Annotated in this window: 17 protein-coding genes and 1 pseudogene; 8 read left to right on the top strand and 10 right to left on the bottom strand. The window is 70.3% G+C overall.

Annotated features, from left to right (window positions below):
• Positions 1–8 precede the first annotated feature (8 nt).
• From ACFYO2_RS11025 to ACFYO2_RS11015, 3 genes are all read left to right on the top strand, one after another.
• Entirely contained in the window at positions 9–692 is a 684-nt protein-coding gene (locus ACFYO2_RS11025) for an ABC transporter ATP-binding protein (RefSeq protein ID WP_388347091.1), read from the top strand.
• Positions 693–965: 273 nt separating this feature from the next.
• Positions 966–4,202, top strand: coding sequence for a S8 family serine peptidase (locus tag ACFYO2_RS11020; protein WP_388347579.1), 3,237 nt, complete (start codon positions 966–968; stop codon positions 4,200–4,202).
• A gap of 116 nt (positions 4,203–4,318) precedes the next feature.
• On the top strand, positions 4,319–5,089 hold the full coding sequence (locus tag ACFYO2_RS11015) for a group II truncated hemoglobin (RefSeq protein WP_388347089.1): 771 nt from the start codon (positions 4,319–4,321) through the stop codon (positions 5,087–5,089).
• A 55-nt stretch (positions 5,090–5,144) separates the two neighbouring features.
• Here the strand turns inward: ACFYO2_RS11015 and ACFYO2_RS11010 are convergent, their stop codons facing one another.
• Complete coding sequence (locus ACFYO2_RS11010) at positions 5,145–6,074, bottom strand: helix-turn-helix transcriptional regulator (RefSeq protein ID WP_388347087.1); 930 nt, start codon at positions 6,072–6,074, stop codon at positions 5,145–5,147.
• A gap of 171 nt (positions 6,075–6,245) precedes the next feature.
• Here ACFYO2_RS11010 and ACFYO2_RS11005 point away from each other — a divergent pair, with 171 nt between their 5' ends.
• The gene (locus ACFYO2_RS11005) at positions 6,246–7,286 is read left to right on the top strand and encodes an NAD(P)-dependent alcohol dehydrogenase (protein ID WP_388347085.1); all 1,041 of its coding nucleotides are present in this window, start codon (positions 6,246–6,248) and stop codon (positions 7,284–7,286) included.
• A gap of 48 nt (positions 7,287–7,334) precedes the next feature.
• On the opposite strand, the gene ACFYO2_RS11000 is transcribed toward ACFYO2_RS11005, so the two are convergent.
• Together ACFYO2_RS11000 and ACFYO2_RS10995 are read right to left on the bottom strand one after the other, a co-directional pair.
• Complete coding sequence (locus ACFYO2_RS11000) at positions 7,335–8,318, bottom strand: FecCD family ABC transporter permease (RefSeq protein WP_388347083.1); 984 nt, start codon at positions 8,316–8,318, stop codon at positions 7,335–7,337.
• Positions 8,315–9,373: an ABC transporter substrate-binding protein gene (locus ACFYO2_RS10995; RefSeq protein WP_388347081.1), complete on the bottom strand. Its 1,059-nt coding sequence runs from the start codon at positions 9,371–9,373 to the stop codon at positions 8,315–8,317. Before ACFYO2_RS10995 ends, ACFYO2_RS11000 begins: the two co-directional genes overlap by 4 nt.
• Positions 9,374–9,528: 155 nt before the next feature.
• Here ACFYO2_RS10995 and ACFYO2_RS10990 point away from each other — a divergent pair, with 155 nt between their 5' ends.
• Positions 9,529–9,912 carry a VOC family protein gene (locus tag ACFYO2_RS10990; RefSeq protein WP_388347079.1) on the top strand — a complete coding sequence of 128 codons (384 nt, stop codon included), beginning with the start codon at positions 9,529–9,531 and terminating at the stop codon, positions 9,910–9,912.
• A gap of 86 nt (positions 9,913–9,998) precedes the next feature.
• On the opposite strand, the gene ACFYO2_RS10985 is transcribed toward ACFYO2_RS10990, so the two are convergent.
• The 3 genes and pseudogenes from ACFYO2_RS10985 to ACFYO2_RS10975 all read right to left on the bottom strand — a co-directional run bounded on the left by ACFYO2_RS10985 (position 9,999) and on the right by ACFYO2_RS10975 (position 12,300).
• Positions 9,999–10,907: a trypsin-like serine protease gene (locus ACFYO2_RS10985; RefSeq protein WP_388347077.1), complete on the bottom strand. Its 909-nt coding sequence runs from the start codon at positions 10,905–10,907 to the stop codon at positions 9,999–10,001.
• A 120-nt stretch (positions 10,908–11,027) separates the two neighbouring features.
• Positions 11,028–11,572 (bottom strand): annotated as a pseudogene (locus ACFYO2_RS10980) (serine hydrolase); the annotation flags it as partial.
• A gap of 41 nt (positions 11,573–11,613) precedes the next feature.
• Positions 11,614–12,300 carry a DUF4389 domain-containing protein gene (locus ACFYO2_RS10975; protein WP_388347076.1) on the bottom strand — a complete coding sequence of 229 codons (687 nt, stop codon included), beginning with the start codon at positions 12,298–12,300 and terminating at the stop codon, positions 11,614–11,616.
• Positions 12,301–12,631: 331 nt separating this feature from the next.
• Between ACFYO2_RS10975 and msrA the strand changes: the two genes are divergently transcribed.
• Both msrA and ACFYO2_RS10965 read left to right on the top strand, forming a co-directional pair.
• Positions 12,632–13,144, top strand: a complete 513-nt coding sequence (gene msrA, locus ACFYO2_RS10970) for a peptide-methionine (S)-S-oxide reductase MsrA (protein WP_388347074.1) — start codon at positions 12,632–12,634, stop codon at positions 13,142–13,144.
• A 296-nt stretch (positions 13,145–13,440) separates the two neighbouring features.
• Entirely contained in the window at positions 13,441–13,893 is a 453-nt protein-coding gene (locus ACFYO2_RS10965) for a DUF5707 domain-containing protein (protein ID WP_388347072.1), read from the top strand.
• 97 nt (positions 13,894–13,990) lie between these two features.
• On the opposite strand, the gene ACFYO2_RS10960 is transcribed toward ACFYO2_RS10965, so the two are convergent.
• Entirely contained in the window at positions 13,991–14,176 is a 186-nt protein-coding gene (locus ACFYO2_RS10960) for a hypothetical protein (protein WP_388347070.1), read from the bottom strand.
• Positions 14,177–14,248: 72 nt separating this feature from the next.
• Positions 14,249–15,367 carry a hypothetical protein gene (locus ACFYO2_RS10955; protein ID WP_388347068.1) on the bottom strand — a complete coding sequence of 373 codons (1,119 nt, stop codon included), beginning with the start codon at positions 15,365–15,367 and terminating at the stop codon, positions 14,249–14,251.
• Positions 15,368–15,529: 162 nt separating this feature from the next.
• On the opposite strand from ACFYO2_RS10955, the gene ACFYO2_RS10950 reads away from it, so the two are divergent.
• Complete coding sequence (locus ACFYO2_RS10950) at positions 15,530–16,684, top strand: cystathionine gamma-synthase (RefSeq protein WP_388347066.1); 1,155 nt, start codon at positions 15,530–15,532, stop codon at positions 16,682–16,684.
• Positions 16,685–16,712: 28 nt separating this feature from the next.
• On the opposite strand, the gene ACFYO2_RS10945 is transcribed toward ACFYO2_RS10950, so the two are convergent.
• Entirely contained in the window at positions 16,713–16,961 is a 249-nt protein-coding gene (locus ACFYO2_RS10945) for a hypothetical protein (RefSeq protein ID WP_388347064.1), read from the bottom strand.
• Positions 16,962–17,028: 67 nt separating this feature from the next.
• A complete protein-coding gene (locus ACFYO2_RS10940; RefSeq protein ID WP_388347063.1) occupies positions 17,029–17,532 on the bottom strand; it encodes a sigma factor-like helix-turn-helix DNA-binding protein in 504 nt (167 codons plus the stop codon).
• Positions 17,533–17,624: the final 92 nt, after the last annotated feature.

Raw genomic sequence — 17,624 nt, 5'->3', positions numbered from 1 at the left:
CACCCACCATGTACGAACTCAAGAGCGTCACCAAGCGCTACACCCGCGGCAAGGAAACCGTCGACGCCCTCGACGGCGTCGACCTCACCATCGCCGACGGCGACCGCCTGGTCATCCAGGGCCCCACCGGCGGCGGCAAGTCCACGCTGCTCCAGATGCTCGGTGGCCTCGACCGGCCGACGTCCGGTGAAGTCGTCCTCGACGGCACGGACATGGCCAGGCTGTCCGAGGCCCGGCTCACCAAGGTGCGCAGCGAGAACATCGGCTTCGTGTTCCAGAGCTTCAACCTGATCCCGACGCTCACCGCGCAGGAGAACGTCGAGACCGCACTCGTTCCGCTCGGCGTGAAGGTGAAGGACCGGCGTGAACGGGCCGCCGAGGCGCTGAGGTCGGTCGGGCTGGGCGAGCGGCTCGGGCATCTGCCGGGCGAGATGTCCGGCGGCCAGCAGCAGCGCGTCGCCATCGCCCGCGCGCTGGTCAAGCAGCCGAAGGTGCTGCTGGCCGACGAACCCACGGGAAACCTCGACGAGTCGATGCGCGACGAGATCATGGACGTACTCGAGACCATGTGGAAGGAGCTCGGGCTGACCTTCATCATGGTCACCCACGACTCCTCGATCGCGAAAAAGGCCCCGCGGGTGGCGACGATCCGCAAGGGGAAGATCACGGTGAAGGAGAACGCCGCCTCGTAGGGACGACATTCGGAAATGGCCGGGGTTATTCGCTTACCCGGCGATCGTGTAACAGACCCTTCCTGTCAGCCGCCTGTCTATTGAGGTGCTTGAACACCCCCCGGCATACTGCGAGTTCCGGGGGGTGCACGGGCATGCGTGCGTAATCGCCCCCGGCCGGACGAACGGGGAATTCGTCCGGTACTTCTGCAAGGGGGAAACTTGCGCAGACAAGTGAAAAGAGCGTGCGCGGCCACGATCGCCACGGCGGCCGCCGTGGCCCTGGCGGCGGGCATGACCAGCCCGGCGTCGGCGAAGCCCGAGCAGCGTGCGACCGACGCTGCCCCGCTCACGTCCCACCACCGCATCACCCTGATCACGGGTGACCGCGTGTCCGTCGACTCCAAGGGCCGCGTCGTCGGCCTGGAACGGGCGAAGGGGCGCGACCACATACCCGTACAGATCCGCAAGGTCGACGGCCACACGCTCGTCATCCCGGCCGACGCGGCCCATCTGGTCGCCACCGGCAAGCTCGACCAGCGGCTCTTCGACATCACCGAGCTCAACAAGTCGGCGACCCGCACCTCCCAGAAGAACGGCCTGAAGGTCATCGTCGGCTACCAGGGAGCCGCGACCGCCACCAAGGCCGACGTCCGTGACGCGGGCACCCTGCGCCGGACCCTGAAGTCCCTGAACGCCGACGCGGTGCAGACGCCGCAGCAGGACACGCCCGAACTGTGGGACGCGGTCACCAACGGTGACAAGACGGCCTCCGGCGTCGCGCACGTCTGGCTCGACGGCGTCCGCAAGGCCACCCTCGACAAGTCCGTGCCGCAGATCGGCGCCCCCAAGGCGTGGGCCGCCGGATACAACGGCAAGGGCGTCAAGATCGCCGTCCTGGACACGGGTGTCGACGCGACCCACCCGGACCTCAAGAACCAGGTGATCGCGGCCAAGAACTTCTCGACCTCCACCAACGACAAGGACCACGTCGGCCACGGCACGCACGTCGCGTCCATCGCGGCGGGCACCGGCGCCAAGTCCGGCGGCAAGTACAAGGGTGTGGCACCCGGCGCGTCGATCCTCGCCGGCAAGGTCCTCGACGACACCGGCTCCGGCGACGACTCAGGCATCCTCGCCGGTATGGAGTGGGCAGCCGAGCAGGGCGCCGACGTCGTCAACCTGAGCCTGGGCGGCCAGGACACGCCCGAGCTCGACCCGCTGGAGGCGGAGGTCAACAAGCTGTCCGACGAGAAGGGCATCCTCTTCGCGATCGCGGCCGGCAACTCCGGTCCGGAGTCGGTCGGTTCGCCGGGCAGCGCGGACGCCGCGCTCACCGTCGGCGCCGTCGACGACAAGGACAAGCTCGCCGAGTTCTCCTCGACCGGCCCGCGCCTCGGCGACGGCGCCATCAAGCCGGACGTCACCGCGCCCGGCGTGGACATCACGGCCGCGTCCGCCAAGGGCAGCCTCATCGAGCAGGAGGTCGGCGAGAAGCCGGCCGGCTACCTGACCATCTCCGGTACGTCGATGGCCACCCCGCACGTCGCCGGTGCCGCCGCGATCCTCAAGCAGCAGCACCCCGACTGGACCTACGCCGAACTCAAGGGCGCACTGACCGCCTCCGCCAAGGGCGGCAAGTACACCCCGTTCCAGCAGGGTTCGGGCCGCATCCAGGTCGACAAGGCCATCAAGCAGACCGTGATCGCCGACCCGGTGTCGGTGAGCTTCGGCACGCAGCAGTGGCCGCACACCGACGACAAGCCGGACACCAAGCAGCTGACGTACCGAAACCTCGGTACGAAGGACGTCACGCTCACCCTGTCGGCGACCGCCACCAACCCCAAGGGCGCGGCGGCTCCGGCCGGCTTCTTCAAGCTCGGCGCGACGAAGGTGACCGTCCCGGCGAACGGCGGCAAGGCGTCCGTGGACGTCACCGTCAACACCAAGCTGGGCGGCACACTCGACGGCGCGTACTCCGCGTACGTGACGGCGACCGGCGGCGGCCAGAGCGTCCGTACAGCCGCGGCGGTCAACCGTGAGGTGCAGTCGTACGACGTCACCATCAAGCACGTCGGCCGCGACGGGCAGCCCACGGACGGTTACAACACCATTCTCCTCGGCTACTCGGGCCTGGGCGACGGCCGGGCCTACCAGGTCCCGACGGCCGCCTCCGGCACCACGACCATGCGGCTGCCCAAGGGCACCTACCTGTTGGACGCCTGGATCGCGAAGGACTTCGTGAACCTTGAGGGCGGCCTCGACTGGCTGGTCCAGCCGAAACTGAGCGTCACCAAGAACACCTCGGTGACGATCGACGCCCGCAGGACCAAGGCGGCCGACATCACGGTGCCGGACGCCCAGGCCAAGCAGACGGCCGCGATGAGCAACTACTTCTACGAGCCGGCCGGCATCGGCATCGGCATCGGCCTCGAGTCCTTCGCCGACCTGCGCATGGCCCACCTGGGCGGGGAGGTCACCGGCCTTTCGCAGACCTGGAACGGTCAGTGGACCAAGGGCGCGAACGCCGAGTACGACGTGGCCACCACCGCCAAGGTCAAGAAGATCCAGGGCGACAAGGTCCGGCACTTCAAGGCGAGCGAACTCGCCACGGTGAAGAACAACCTCGGCGCCGCCGCCTCCGGCAAGTCCGGCGGGCTCGTCACCTGGGGCTTCTTCCCCGAGGACTTGGTGCTGGGCTTCCCGGTGGAGCAGAAGCTGCCGGGTGCGCGCACGCTGTACCTCTCGACGGCCGACAAGATCCAGTGGACCTTCGACCTCGAGCAGTACAGCGGCAAGGACGCGGACGGCTTCCCGATCGTCGACGCGTTCTACACGCTGGGCGACCCGCAGACCTTCAAGGCGGGCAAGAAGTACACGAAGACCTTCAACACGGCGGTCTTCGGCCCGCACCTGAACGCGGACTACGGGCTCTTCCGCGACGGCAACACCATCTACGGCCTGCTGCCGCTGTTCGCCGACGGGGCCGGCCACGCCGGTTCCTCGGACTTCACGTCGGTGGCCACGTCGCTGTACCGCAACGGCACCAAGGTCGGCACCAACGCCGACCCGCTGTTCGGTGAGGGGATCTTCAAGGTCCCGGCCGGTGACGCCCAGTACAAGCTGATCACCTCGGTCAAGCGGAGCGCCAAGGTCGCCGCCGCCTCCACCCGGATCGACGCGAGCTGGACCTTCCGCTCGAAGAAGCCGACCGGAGACGACACGGCCACCCTCCCGGCCTCCACGGTCCGCTTCAAGGCCAAGACGGGCCTGGACAGCAAGGTCGAGGCGGGCAAGACCGTCTCGATCCCGGTCACCGTCGAGGGCGCGGCCAAGGGCTCCAACCTGAAGTCGCTGGCGGTGTACGTGTCGTACGACGGCAAGACCTGGAAGAAGGTCACCGTCAAGGACGGCAAGATCACCGTGAAGAACCCGGCGAAGGGCAAGGCCATCTCCTTCCAGGCAAAGATCGCCGACAAGAAGGGCAACAAGTCGACGATCTCGATCTACAACGCGTACTACGGCAAGTGATCTACAACGCGTACCACGGCACGTGAGCCGTACCAGTACGACGGGTGAGTAGGCCCTGAGCGAAAGGCCTGCCGGAGGTACAGCCTCCGGCAGGCCTCTCGTGTTTGTGTGGGCACATGACGACTCAGACCGTCGAATACGTCCGGTACCGCATCCCCGAAGAGCAGTCGGCGGTGTTCCTGTCCGCCTACACCAAGGCCGCCGCCCTGCTGGCCGCGGCGCCGCAGTGCGTGGACTTCGAGCTGGATCGATGCGAGGAGGACTTCGAGCACTTCGTCCTGCGCATCACCTGGACCTCGACCGAGGACCACCTGGAGGGCTTCCGCAAGTCGGAGCTGTTCCCCGACTTCCTCGCCGAGATCCGGCCGTTCATCCCGTACATAGAGGAGATGCGGCACTACAAGCCGACCACGGTCCGCGGCACGGGCTCCGCCGTGCCCACGCTCTACGAGTGGGCGGGCGGCGCGGAGGCCTTCGCCCGGCTGACGACGGTCTTCTACGAGAAGGTCCTCGCGGACGACGTGCTCGCCCCCGTCTTCGCGGGGCTCGACCCCGAGCACGCCGAGCACGTGGCGCTGTGGCTCGCCGAGGTGTTCGGCGGTCCGCCCGCCTACTCCGAGACCCAGGGCGGGCACGGGCACATGGTCGCCAAGCACATGGGCCGCGGGATCACCGAGCCGCAGCGGCGCCGCTGGGTGAACCTGATCCAGGACGCGGCGGACGAGGCGGGCCTGCCGACGGACGCCGAGTTCCGTTCGGCGTTCCTCGCGTATGTGGAGTGGGGCACGCGGCTGGCCGTGTACTTCTCCGGCCCGGACGCGACGCCGCCGGCGGAACAGCCGGTGCCGAAGTGGACGTGGGGGGCGGCACCGCCGTACCAGGGCTGACGCGGGCACCCTGCTGCGCCGCGTCGGCGCCGGTGCTTTCAGGGCGCCGGTGCTCTCAGGGCGCCGGCGTCGAAGTCCCCGTACCGGCCCGCGTCGCGTCCGTGCCCCAGCTGGCCAGCAGACGCAGGGCTTCGGCCGACGGGGAGCCCGGCTCGGCGTGATAGGTGATCAGGGACTGCTCGTGGTCGTCGATCAGCTTGAACGTCTCGAAGGAGAGTTCCAGCCGGCCGACGAGCGGATGCTGCATCCGCTTGACGCCGTGGCTCTTCTCCTTGACGTCGTGGGTGGCCCACAGCCGCCTGAACTCCCCGCTCTTCACGGAGAGTTCGCCCACCAGGGCGGACAGCCGCGGGTCGTCCGGGTGGCAGCCCGCGTCCATCCGCAGATAGCTGACGATGTCGGTCGCCTTCTGCTCCCACTCGACGAACAGCTCGCGGTACTCCGGCGTGAGGAACACCATCCGCGCCCAGTTCCGTTCCTGCGGCGGCAGCCGCGCCCAGTCGCCGAAGACCGCCGCGGCCATCCGGTTCCAGACGAGGATGTCGGAGCGCCGGCCCACGATGTACGCGGGAATGCCCTCCATCGTGTCCAGCAGCTGCCGCAGCGCACCCCGCACCTGGTGGCTGGGGGCGGCCTGCTTCTTCTTGTGCTGCTTGGGCTTCGCCAGATGCGTGAGATGGGCGTGCTCGGCGTCGGTCAGCCGCAGCGCGCGGGCGATGGCGTCGAGGACCTCCGTCGACACGTTCCGCCCGTTGCCCTGTTCCAGGCGTGTGTAGTACGCCACGGACACCCCGGCCAGCTGTGCCAGTTCCTCCCGGCGCAGCCCCGGCACCCGGCGGTGCCGCCCGAAGTCCGGCAGCCCCACCTCCTCCGGCTTCAGCCGGGCCCGCCGGGTGCGCAGGAACTCGCTGAGCTCGGCACGCCGGTCCAGGGACCCACCGGCCTCAGGGGTGGGTCCCGGCGCGGGTTCGGGTTGTACGTCCATGCCTCCAGTATTCATGGTCGTACGCACAGCAGCCTGACCCCGCCAGTGGTAGGACCAGCGGACATAGGCCGAGCCGTGGCCTGGGTGAATGTCGATCCGTAGGGCAGGCTGGTCTCCGTGCCCGGTCGGAAGGCAGCCGGGCGCGACACCATCGCTAGGAGAACCCCCGGCATGACCACTGTTGCTGCGTACGCCGCCCCCGCCCCCAAGGCTCCGCTGGAGCGCACCACCATCGAGCGTCGTGCGGTCCGCGAGTTCGATGTCCTGATCGACATCAAGTTCGCCGGTATCTGCCACTCCGACATCCACCAGGCCCGTGAGGGCTGGGGCGAGGCGATATTCCCGATGGTCCCGGGCCACGAGATCGCGGGCGTCGTCTCCGAGGTCGGCCCCGGCGTGACCAAGTTCAAGGTCGGCGACCGGGTCGGTGTCGGCTGTCTCGTCGACTCCTGCCGTGAGTGCGACAACTGCAAGGCCGGCCAGGAGCAGCACTGCACTGGCGGCTCGGTCGGCACGTACAACGCCATCGGCAAGGACGGCGAGCCCACGTACGGCGGCTACTCCACGCACGTCGTCGTCGACGAGAACTTCACCGTCCGCATCCCCGACGGCCTGTCCCTGGACGTCGCCGCGCCGCTGCTGTGCGCGGGCATCACCACGTACGCGCCGCTGAAGCAGTGGGGCGCGGGGCCCGGCAAGAAGGTCGCGGTGATCGGCCTGGGCGGCCTCGGTCACATGGGCGTCAAGATCGCGCACGCGCTCGGCGCCGAGGTCACGGTCCTCTCGCAGTCCCTGCGCAAGAAGGACGACGGCCTGAAGCTGGGCGCCGACCACTACTACGCGACCAGCGACCCGAAGACGTTCGAGGAGCTGGCCGGCTCCTACGACCTCATCGTCTCCACGGTGTCCGCCCCGCTGGACTTCGGCGCCTACCTCAGCCTGCTGAAGACGGGCGGCGCCCTGGTGAACGTGGGCGCCCCGGAGGAGCCCATCGCGCTGAACCTGTTCTCCCTCATCGGCGGCAACAAGATCCTCGCCGGTTCGGCGATCGGCGGCATCGCCGAGACCCAGGAGATGCTGGACTTCTGCGCGGAGCACGGCATCGGCTCGGAGATCGAGCTGATCGGCGCGTCCGAGATCAACGACGCGTACGAGCGAGTGGTCAGCAGCGATGTGCGGTACCGGTTCGTGATCGACACGGCGACGATCTGATCCTGGTCGTGTGAGCGAGGGCCCCGGGTGTTGGTTTCCCGGGGCCCTTCACCGTGTCGCCGTACGACGCCCCAGCAGCCACAGCAGATACGGCCCGCCGACCAGGGACGTGAGCGCGCCGACCGGAATCTCCAGCGGGGGCAGCAGCGTGCGGGCCGCGAGGTCGGCGGCGACCAGGACGAACGCGCCCGTCAACGCCGAGCACAGCAGCGGCAGTTGAGGAGTCCGGGTGATGCGGCGGGCCAGCTGGGGCGCGGTCAGCGCGACGAAGCCGATCGGTCCCGCGGCGCCGGTCGCCGTGGCGGCGAGGACGACCCCCAGCACGGTGAGGCACAGCCGGACCCGAACCCGATGCCCCAGGGCCCGCGCCGTCTCGTCCCCCAGCGCCAGCGCGTCCAGCCCCCGAGCGCAGGCCAGCACCAGCACCGCACCCCCCGCCAGGAACGGCAGCATGCGTACGACCGTGTCCGCGTCCCGCCCGCTCAGCGCCCCCACCTGCCAGAACCGGAACTGGTCGAGCGTGGCGGAGCTGGAGGTGAGGACGACGGTCGTGCCCCCGGCGGTCATCGCGGAGAGCGCAGTCCCCGCCAGCGCCAGCTTCACCGGCGACGCCCCGTCCCGCCCCCGCGCGGCGATCGCGTACACCAGGAACGCGGCGACGACGGCACCGGCGAAGGCGTACCAGACGTACCCTGCGAAGCCGTTCGCCAGCCCGAACCCGATCGCGAGGACGACCCCGGCCGCGGCGCCCTGGCTCAGCCCGAGGATGCCGGGATCGGCGAGCGGATTGCGGGTCACGGCCTGGAGCGCGGCGCCCGCGACGCCGAGCGCGGCACCAGCTGTCAGCCCGACCTCGGTACGGGGTACCCGCAGCGACCGTACGACCAGGGCGTCCGGCGAACCCCCGCCGTGCAGCAGGGCGTCGAACACGGCCGACAGCGGCACCGCGCGGGTGCCGGCGGCGAGGCTGAGCATGCCGACGGCGGCCACCGCGAGGACGGCCGCCGGCCAGGCGAGGCGTTTCGGGCTCACTTGCCGATGTGCTCGGCGAGCTGTCGTATCACCAGACGCGCGGCGGTGGGACCGGCGTTGAGGTACCAGGGGTCGTCGTCGACCTTCACGGCCTGTCCCGCCACGACGGCCTTCATCGACTTCCGCAGCGGCCCGGCGACGATACTCGCGGCGTCGGTCTCGGACGCGTCGCCCTGGACGGAGTAGAAGATCCAGTCACCGTCGGCGGTGTCGACGCTCTCCGGGCCGATGTCCTCGGAAATCGCGTTGAACTGCTGCGACTTGGGCCGCAACAGTCCCATGTCGACGGCGATGGACCCGGTGAAGGACGAGACGCCGAACATCCGGGTGCGGTCGGGCGTGAACCTGACCATGGAAATGGTGGGGCCGCCGAGGTCAGCACCCTTCGCCGTGGCGTCGGCGGTGATGTCGTCCAGCATGTCCTGGGCCGCCTCGCCCTTGCCGACGGCCGCGCCGACGAGGAGCAGGTCGCGCTTCCAGTTGATGCCGTTGCCCGCGGTGATCACGGTCGGCGCGATCTTCGACAGCTTGGGGTACAGCTCGCCGAGCGAGTCGTTGGCGAGGATCAGATCCGGCTCGGCCGCGGCGAGGGACTCCAGGTTGGGCGCCTGCCGGGTGCCCGCGTCGGTCATGTCGGCGAGCCGCGCCTTGTCCTTCGGGAAGGCGTCGGCGAGGTAGTCGGGCACGAGCCCGGCGTTGTCGGCGCGCGTCGTCGCCGTGGGCACGATCCCCAGGGACAGCAGGTCGTCGAGCTGCCCCGTGCTGAGGACGGCGATCTTCTTCGGCTCGGCCTTGATGGTCGTCGTGCCCTGCACGTGGGTCACGGTCCGCGGGAACGTTCCGTCGGTGTCGGGGTCGGCACCCATGCCGTCGGCGAGCGCGCTCGGCGCGGCGGACGGCCCTTCCGTGGCCCCCTTCGAGGCACCCATAACGGGGTTGCGGGCCCCGTCCGCCTTCGCCGCGCTCTCACCGCCCCCGTCCGAGGACGAGCAGCCGGCGAGCAGCCCTCCGACCACGGTCGCGGCCAGGACGGCCGTCACTGCTGATGCACGCACGAGGACTCCGACGCTGTGGTGGTCCACCGATGGTGCCGGCACCGTTGCACTGCTTTACCAATGAACCAGTTTGCTAAGGCAAGGCTTACCTTAACCTGCCGCGGAGTATGGTCGGTACGGAGGAGGCCCGCACTCGGCGCGAGGAGGCCCGCACGATGACCGTCCAGCTGAACCACACCATCGTCGCCGCACACGACAAGCACGCCTCGGCCCGGTTCCTCGCCGACATCCTGGGACTCGGAGTGGGCCCGCAGTACGGCCCCTTCATCCCCGTCGAGGTCCCGAACGGCGTGACCCTCGACTACATCGACACCCCCGGCCCGATCACCCCGCAGCACTACGCCTTCCTCGTCTCCGAGGACGACTTCGACACGATCTTCGCCCGTGTCCGGGCCGCCGGCCTGACGTACTGGGCGGACCCGTTCCATCGCCGGGTCGGCGAGATCAACCACAACGACGGCGGCCGGGGCACGTACTTCGACGACCCGAACGGCCACAACCTGGAGATCCTCACGCGACCGTACGGCAGCGGCAGTTGACGCCTTCGGGCTCGGCCGGCCGCCCCGTCCCTCCGCCGGTCTCGCGGGGCACCGCGGTCGGCGGAAGGACGGGAACCGCCCAGCCGTTAGGGCAGCTTGACGAAGGGGGACAGGAACGCCCGGGCTCCGGGGGCGTCGAGGCGGTAGGCCACGTTGGTGGCGTAGCACGGTGTGTCGCCGGTGATCGTGGTCGCGGCGAGGATGTTCTTGCCGCCCACGACCGCGAAGTTGGGGCCGCCCGAATCGCCGTAGCAGGCACCGCCGTTGCCCTGGGGTGCGGTCATGGCCAGCCGTATCCACGCGTTGTTGAGGGCGTCGAAGGTCACCGGGGCCTTCATGCGGACACCACCGCCCGGGTGGGTCTGCCCGCCCGGTCCGTTGACGGCCTCCTGGGTGCCGTACCCGGCGACGAACCAGTCGGTGGCGTTGAGCCCTTGAGGGCCGAGTGCCCCGAACTGGTCGGCGGTCGGGAGGGTCGCCGGGGTGAACGTCCAGCGCGCCTTGAGCTGTTGGGCGGGCAGATCGATCACCGCGATGTCGTGCGGGTCGGAGGCGGGGCCGGGGTAGGCGGGGTCGGTGTGGGCGGTGCCCTGGACGCCGACGGCCTTGGCCTGCGCGGCCGGATCGCCCGGGTACTGCTTGGCAGCGGCGTCGAGTCCGGCCTGGACGTCCTGGTCAAGGGACACGTAGAACTTCACGTTGGCCGGCCAGTCGGTGGTGCAGTGGGCGGCGGTCAGGAAGGTGTTCCCGTCGATCATGGTGCCGGAGCAGACCCAGTCGACGCGGTCCGGGGTGGCCGGGTTGGCGTCGTTGTCCCAGGTGGCGACCAGGGCGCCGACCTCGGTGCGCTCCGGCGCCGGGGTCGCGTTGTAGGAGTTGATCGCGGACGAGGGCAGCGCGGTCGCGAGCACGGCGGCGCAGGCGGCCGCGGCGACGGCGGTGATGCGGGCCATGAAGGTGGTGCGGGCCATGGTGGTGGCACGTCTGTCGTTCAAGAGAAAACCCTTCGGCTGGGTGGGACGGGTGTTCTCCTGTGGGGGGTGAGCAGCGATCAGTGAAGCGCCTGCGGCCGATCGCGGCAAGAGGGCGGCGCGTTCATCGCGAAGCGAGCGGGATCAGGCGCGCAGACCATTGAGGCCGTCGTAGGCGGACATGACGATCTCCAAACCCCGCTGGTCCTCCGCGGGTTCGCGCATCTGATGCGTCACGTACGCCACCACCGTGCGCGCGTCGGGTTCGATCATCACCAGTGAGCCACCCCAACCGCCCCACCCGTAGGTGCTGCCGAACAGCCCGTAGCCCAGGCCGTAGCGCACCGGTATGCCCAGGATCCGGTCCTCGCCGCTGAACTGCTCCACCCAGGCGCGGTCACAGCCCGCCCGCGACAGCAACCGCACCCCGCGCACCGCTCCTCCGCAGGCCATCACCGACTGCGCGAGGGCGACCGAGCGGGCATTGCCGAATCCACTCGCCGCGGGGATCTGCGCGCGGCGCCAGGCCACGCTGTTCCCGTCGCGGACCTGTATCCCGGTCCCGGCGGACGGGTTCGCGCCGCTGCCGGGCGCGCTCGCGGTGTAGTCCTCGTCCCGGGACGGCGGCGGGACCGTGAGCGCCACGCGGTGGCCGGCGAACTGAGGTGGTATCTAGCCCCCACCGGGCCGTCGGAGGCAACCGAGATTCCCTCGACGGCTGAGCGCGGGGCTACGTCTCCTTGCTCACCGAGGTCTTCGTCGGCGGGGAGTCCTGCGTGCCCATGTCGAGACGGAACGGCGGGTACTGATCGGTCAGTAGGGCGGCATAGGCGGTGACCCGCGCGACCCAGCGGGCCAGGCCGATCAGGAAGTCGAAGAGGTGGACCGGATAACGGGCGGTGAACGCCAGGATGATCACGGCGACCAGGGAGAGAAAGGGAATCAAGCCACCGCCGTGCCAGCCGCTTCCTCCTTCCCAGGCCCAGCCCCACTCGCCGACGAAGATCCCGACGACGACGTACTGCGGAATCACCAGCAGCCACCACTTCACCAGCACCAGGCCGCGGGAGAGGCGCTCGGGATAGGCGACGTCGAAATGCGCCGGATAGTCGGGCACGTCCGCGAGGGTGAACGGCGGATACCGGTCGGTGCCGAGCGCGGTGTGGGCGTAGTAGCTGACACGCCAGTTCCAGCGCATCACGCCGACACTGAAGTCGAAGAGGGACCGGGGGTATCGGCCGGTGAACAGGATGGCGAAGAACGCGATGACGGTCACGACGACGAACGCGATCCACAGGAAGAACAGCACGATGTAGTGCGGGATGGCGAGGAGCCACTTCACCAGCCACAGCCATCTGGACAGCCGGGGATCGAGAAACGCTTCGAGACGCACAGGTGACGCGGCAACCGGGACCATGCGGCGCAACTCCCTTCGAGCCTCCCCCCAGCCTGGCGCCCACCGTCCGTCAGCTTCCCCGCACGGGCAGGTGACCAGGTGTTTTCCGGATCATGAATCCAGGCTCGCACGCGAGGCGGAAGGCCGCGACCGGGGCTGGGCGTGCCCGCGGGGCGCGATGCGGACGATGACGATCAAAGGGGCGCGGGCTGGTGATCGGGACCGCAGGGCCGGTCGGACGGCACGGAATCGCCGGGGCCCCTCGCGCGTTGAGCGGGGTGGGCCGGGATGCCGGTGGTGTGTGAGCCGAGCAGCCCGAGCGACCGAGCTGACTGATATTGGAGGGGCCGTAATGGCTGTGCAGACGCAGAGGGCCGTGCTGGCGGGCGGGTGCTTCTGGGGGATGGAGGAGCTGATTCGCCGACTCCCGGGCGTGACGGCGACCCGGGTCGGATACACCGGGGGTGACGTGCCGAACGCGACGTACCACAACCACGGCACGCACGCGGAGGCCATCGAGATCCTCTTCGACCCCGCGAAGACCGACTTTCGAGCGATCCTGGAGTTCTTCTTCCAGATCCACGACCCGAGCACCAAGAACCGCCAGGGCAATGACATCGGCCTCAGCTACCGCTCGGCGATCTACTACGTGGATGACGAGCAGAAGCGGATCGCCGAGGACACGATCGCGGATGTGGACGCCTCCGGACTGTGGCCGGGCAAGGTCGTCACCGAGGTAGAGCCGGTCGGCCCCTTCTGGGAGGCCGAGCCCGAGCATCAGGACTACCTCCAGCGTTACCCGGACGGCTACACCTGCCACTTCCCGCGCCCGGGATGGCGGCTGCCCGCCCGCGCGGAGGGCTGACCGCGAGGCGGCCCGGCGGAAGGCGGAGGCTGACTGGCCGAGACTCCGCAGCAGGGCCGCGCTTGCGCCGCCGGGACCGGCGGTGCCCCGCTGTGGACGAAGGGTGCCGACAGCGCTTGACGCCCGTCCCGGGGAGCCTTGCCGCCATGTGCTCCGTAGGTGGCAGTACGGGCTTACTCAGGCTGAGTTGAGTATCTGCGCTCATGCCCGGCCGGCCCTTGGGCGGCGAGTATCGGTGCAACGGCGCAGTCGAAAGGCGCCGGCCCGATCCAGCTCAGACGCCTACGGAGATTCTCATGTCCCGACGTATTGCTCTGTCCGTGGCCGCCGGTGTCGTTGTCCTCGGTGGCGCCGGTGCCTTCGCTCTCGCCTACGCCGGGGAGGAGCCTGCGCCGCTGGCGCACAGTACTGCCCGCTACACCGCTCCCGACGGCGACCGCGACGGCTCGTTCACCTTCGCCACCGACGTCACGGTTTCCTCCGGTGTCAAGAGCGTGAAGGTGCTGGCATGGCCGGAGAGCTCGTTCTCCGCCAAGAACAAGCTGACCGCCAAGGACATGGCCGACGTTGACTCGGCCGTCTGCAAGCCCTCCGGGGAGGACACCGCGCACTGCACCTACAGCGTCAAGGTCACCGGAGCCGATGCTGAGTCGTCCCCGCGCGGTGCCTGGCACGTCGCTGTCCTGGTCACCGCGCAGGACGGCACCACGAACCTGGACACCAAGGCGGCCGACTTCACCGTCAAGTAACCCGGACGGCCGGGGACCGAGAACGTCGGCTCCGGGCGGTCCTGGAGCGCCTGCTCGCAGGTGGTTCCGGGCCGCCCCGAATGCCGGCCCGGCGTCGTCAGCCCGACGCCGTCTCGTCCACGTTCGCCAGGCTGAGGTCGCTCATCCGGCAGAACTCACCCGCCGGGTCACCGCGGTAGCGCCACGGGAGGGTGCCGACGTACCTGTCCACCAGGCGGAACTGCTCGACGGCCGCCTCGTCCCGGTCCTGCAGGCACAGGTAGAAGGCCGGCAGGTGGCGCACTTCCGGCAGGCGCGGGTGGGCCGGGTCCGCGACGCGAACTCGCGGGCCGGCTTCTCGGAGCCGCGGACGCCCTCAGTTCGGCAGCGTCGCCGGGCTGCCCCCGTTCGCCTCGTAGCCCGCCACCGCCAGCGCCCGGTAGACCGCGAACTCCGCGGCCGGGTCCGGGGACAGCGTCCAGGGGAGGGCGCCGACATGGCCGTCGATGTGTATGAGCTGGCTCATCGCCTCCGCCCAGCGCTCGGCGCGGACCAGGAAGAAGACCAGCAGATGGCGGACGTGCGCCAGCATCGGGTCGTCGGCGCGGGCCGAGTGGACGGCGTGCAGCGCGCCGTGGATCGCCTTGGTCACGACCTCGCTCTGGTAGAAGCCGCTGACCAGGTTCACCTCGGGAAGGTGCTCGAAGACCGCGAAGAGCGGCATGGCCGCCAGGAGGGACCCCCGGGGCGCTCTCGCCGCGGCCGCCTCCGCGAAGCCGTACGCCTGCTCGCGCGAGCCGTGCCACTTCTCGCACCAGTAGTGCAGGGCGGCCAGATGCGCCCCCATGTGGTTGGGGGCGCGGTCCAGGATCTTCAGCCAGAGCTGCTCGAACTCCGGCTGGGAGTACGCCAGGCCGCGCGCCACCGAGAGCTCGATGATGTACGGGATCGGGTCGCCCGGGGCGAGCAGAGCCGCGTCACCGACCGCGGCCTTCGCCTCCTCCATGATGATCCGGAACTCGTCCGTGCCCGGCGTCGACGTCCGCCACGCCTGCTGGACCAGGAACTCCGCGTGCACAGCCGCGCCGCCCGCGTCCTTGGGCGCCTCGGCCCGCCACACCCGCAGCCACTGCCCGCCCGGAGTCTCGCTGACCCCGCCGGGCCGCAAGCTCAGCTCCAGCGAGGCGGCGCCGGCGAAGGCCTGCACGCGCTGCCAGCGCAGCTCGCCCGCGGCCTCCGTGCCGGCCAGGAGCTGGGCCGCCGCCCGGTGGTCCTGGGTGCGCTGCACCAGATCCAGTACGTCCACCAGATCCTGGTCGGGACCGGGCATCCGGACGTCCAGTTCCTCCTGCTGCAGGAAGCCGTAGTTCGCCGGGTCCGCCGCATCCGGGTGGCCGGGCGGGACCTGCTCGATCATGCCGCGCCTGCGCCGCGTGAAGGGGAGCAGCACGAAGCCGAGCATGACCAGTGCGATCAGGACCCAGAGAATTTCCATGTCTCAAGGGTTCCAGACGCCTCCGACAATTGGCGAACCCGGTCGGCGGCCTGTGGAAAACTCCCGCCGAGGGCCTGTGGAAAGCGTCCGCGGCTCCCCTCCGTGGCCCCGCCGACCTCGGCGTCCGGCATCTGCCCCGCCAGCGCACTACGCTCGGTGCCCATGAGCGACAGGCACATCAGTCAGCACTTCGAGACCCTCGCGATCCACGCGGGCAACACCGCGGATCCCCTCACCGGCGCGGTCGTCCCGCCGATCTACCAGGTCTCGACCTACAAGCAGGACGGCGTCGGCGGCCTGCGCGGCGGCTACGAGTACAGCCGCAGCGCCAACCCGACCAGGACGGCCCTGGAGGAGAACCTCGCGGCCCTGGAGGGCGGCCGCCGCGGGCTCGCGTTCGCGTCCGGACTGGCGGCCGAGGACTGCCTGTTGCGTACGCTGCTCAGCCCCGGCGACCACGTGGTCATCCCCAACGACGCGTACGGCGGCACGTTCCGTCTCTTCGCGAAGGTCGTCTCCCGGTGGGGCGTGGAGTGGTCGGTCGCCGACACCAGCGACCCGGCCGCGGTACGGGCCGCCATCACCCCGAAGACCAAGGCGGTGTGGGTGGAGACCCCCTCCAACCCGCTGCTCGGCATCACCGACATCGCCGTCGTCGCCCAGGTCGCCCGGGACGCGGGTGCGCGGCTCGTCGTCGACAACACCTTCGCCACGCCGTACCTGCAGCAGCCGCTGTCGCTCGGCGCGGACGTCGTGGTGCACTCGCTGACGAAGTACATGGGCGGCCACTCCGACGTCGTCGGCGGCGCCCTGGTCGTCGGCGACCCGGAGCTGGGCGAGGAGCTGGCGTACCACCAGAACGCGATGGGCGCGGTCGCCGGGCCCTTCGACTCGTGGCTGGTGCTGCGCGGCACGAAGACGCTGTCGGTGCGCATGGACCGGCACAGCGAGAACGCCACCAAGGTCGCCGACATGCTGAGCCGGCACGCGCGCGTGACGAACGTCCTGTACCCGGGTCTGCCCGACCACCCGGGTCACGAGGTCGCCGCCAAGCAGATGCGGGCGTTCGGCGGCATGATCTCCTTCCAGGTCGCGGGCGGCGAGGAGGCGGCCGTCGAGGTCTGCAACCGCGCCAAGGTGTTCACGCTCGGCGAGTCCCTGGGCGGCGTCGAGTCGCTCATCGAGCACCCCGGACGCATGACGCACGCCTCCGCGGCAGGCTCGGCCCTGGAGGTGCCCGCCGACCTGGTACGCCTGTCCGTGGGCATCGAGAACGTCGAGGACCTCTTGGAGGACCTCCAGCAGGCGCTCGGCTGAGTCCTCGCCTCCCGGGTGCCTGCCGGGCTCACCAGCCGGTGAGCGGTGGGGTCGTCTCCGACGGCGGCTCCACCCAGGGCTCGACCATCAGCGCCCACACGACGAAGGCGACGATCACGGTGGCGAGCAGCAGCCACAGCAGACGCCGGGCGGCCCTCCTGCGGCGCAGCATGCGGCCGCCGCGTCGCACGACCTCCCCGTACAGCTCCGGGGGCACGGAGGGCACCGACCGCTCCATGATCCGCCGTGCGGTGGCCTCCCGCTGGGGCCGGTTCATGTCCGCCTCCGGATGCCGGGCCACCGCGGGCCGCCGACTCGCGCCGGGTCCACGTCATGCGGCCGCCTCATGACGGTGCCACCCTCGCCCCGGCCACCGTCGGCGCCGGGCCACGGGGCGGATGCAGCAGGGTCGTCGTCGCGCGTTCGCAGAGAGCGCGGACGCGTTCCACGGGGAGGCCGAGGAGGGCAGCCGCCTGCTCCTCGGCGACGCCCTCGTACAACCTGAGGACGAGGACCAGACGTTCCTGCGGGGTGAGCCGGGCCAGGGCGCCGGCCGGCTGCCGGCGGGCCCGGACCGGGCCCCCGTACTGGTGCCACGCGCCGCGCGCGAAGCGGGTGGCCAGGTACTGGCGGGCACGGTCGTAGGGGTCCTCGCCGCGCAGCCGGTCCCAGCACGCGTACGTGTGCGCCAGGGCCAGCGTCAGCAGGCGCCGCGCGCGCGGGTTGTCGTGCGGCTCCTCCGCCGTGAGGAGCGTGGCGGCGTGCAGCAGCCGCCCGGCCGCGCCCGCGACGAACGCCTCGAACTCCCGGGCCCGGCGGGCGTCCTGTGCCGCTTGCCGTTGCCGCATCGCGCCTCCCGCCTGAGGGCGACCCTGAGGGGAACGGGTCCGGCCGCCTACGGCATGCGAAGCCGTGTACGACTGGGACCCGATCTCATATG

The sequence above is a fragment of the Streptomyces sp. NPDC006602 genome (genome assembly GCF_042870385.1).
Classification (GTDB): Bacteria; Actinomycetota; Actinomycetes; order Streptomycetales; family Streptomycetaceae; genus Streptomyces.
This window is presented reverse-complemented; position numbering and strand designations above follow the sequence as displayed.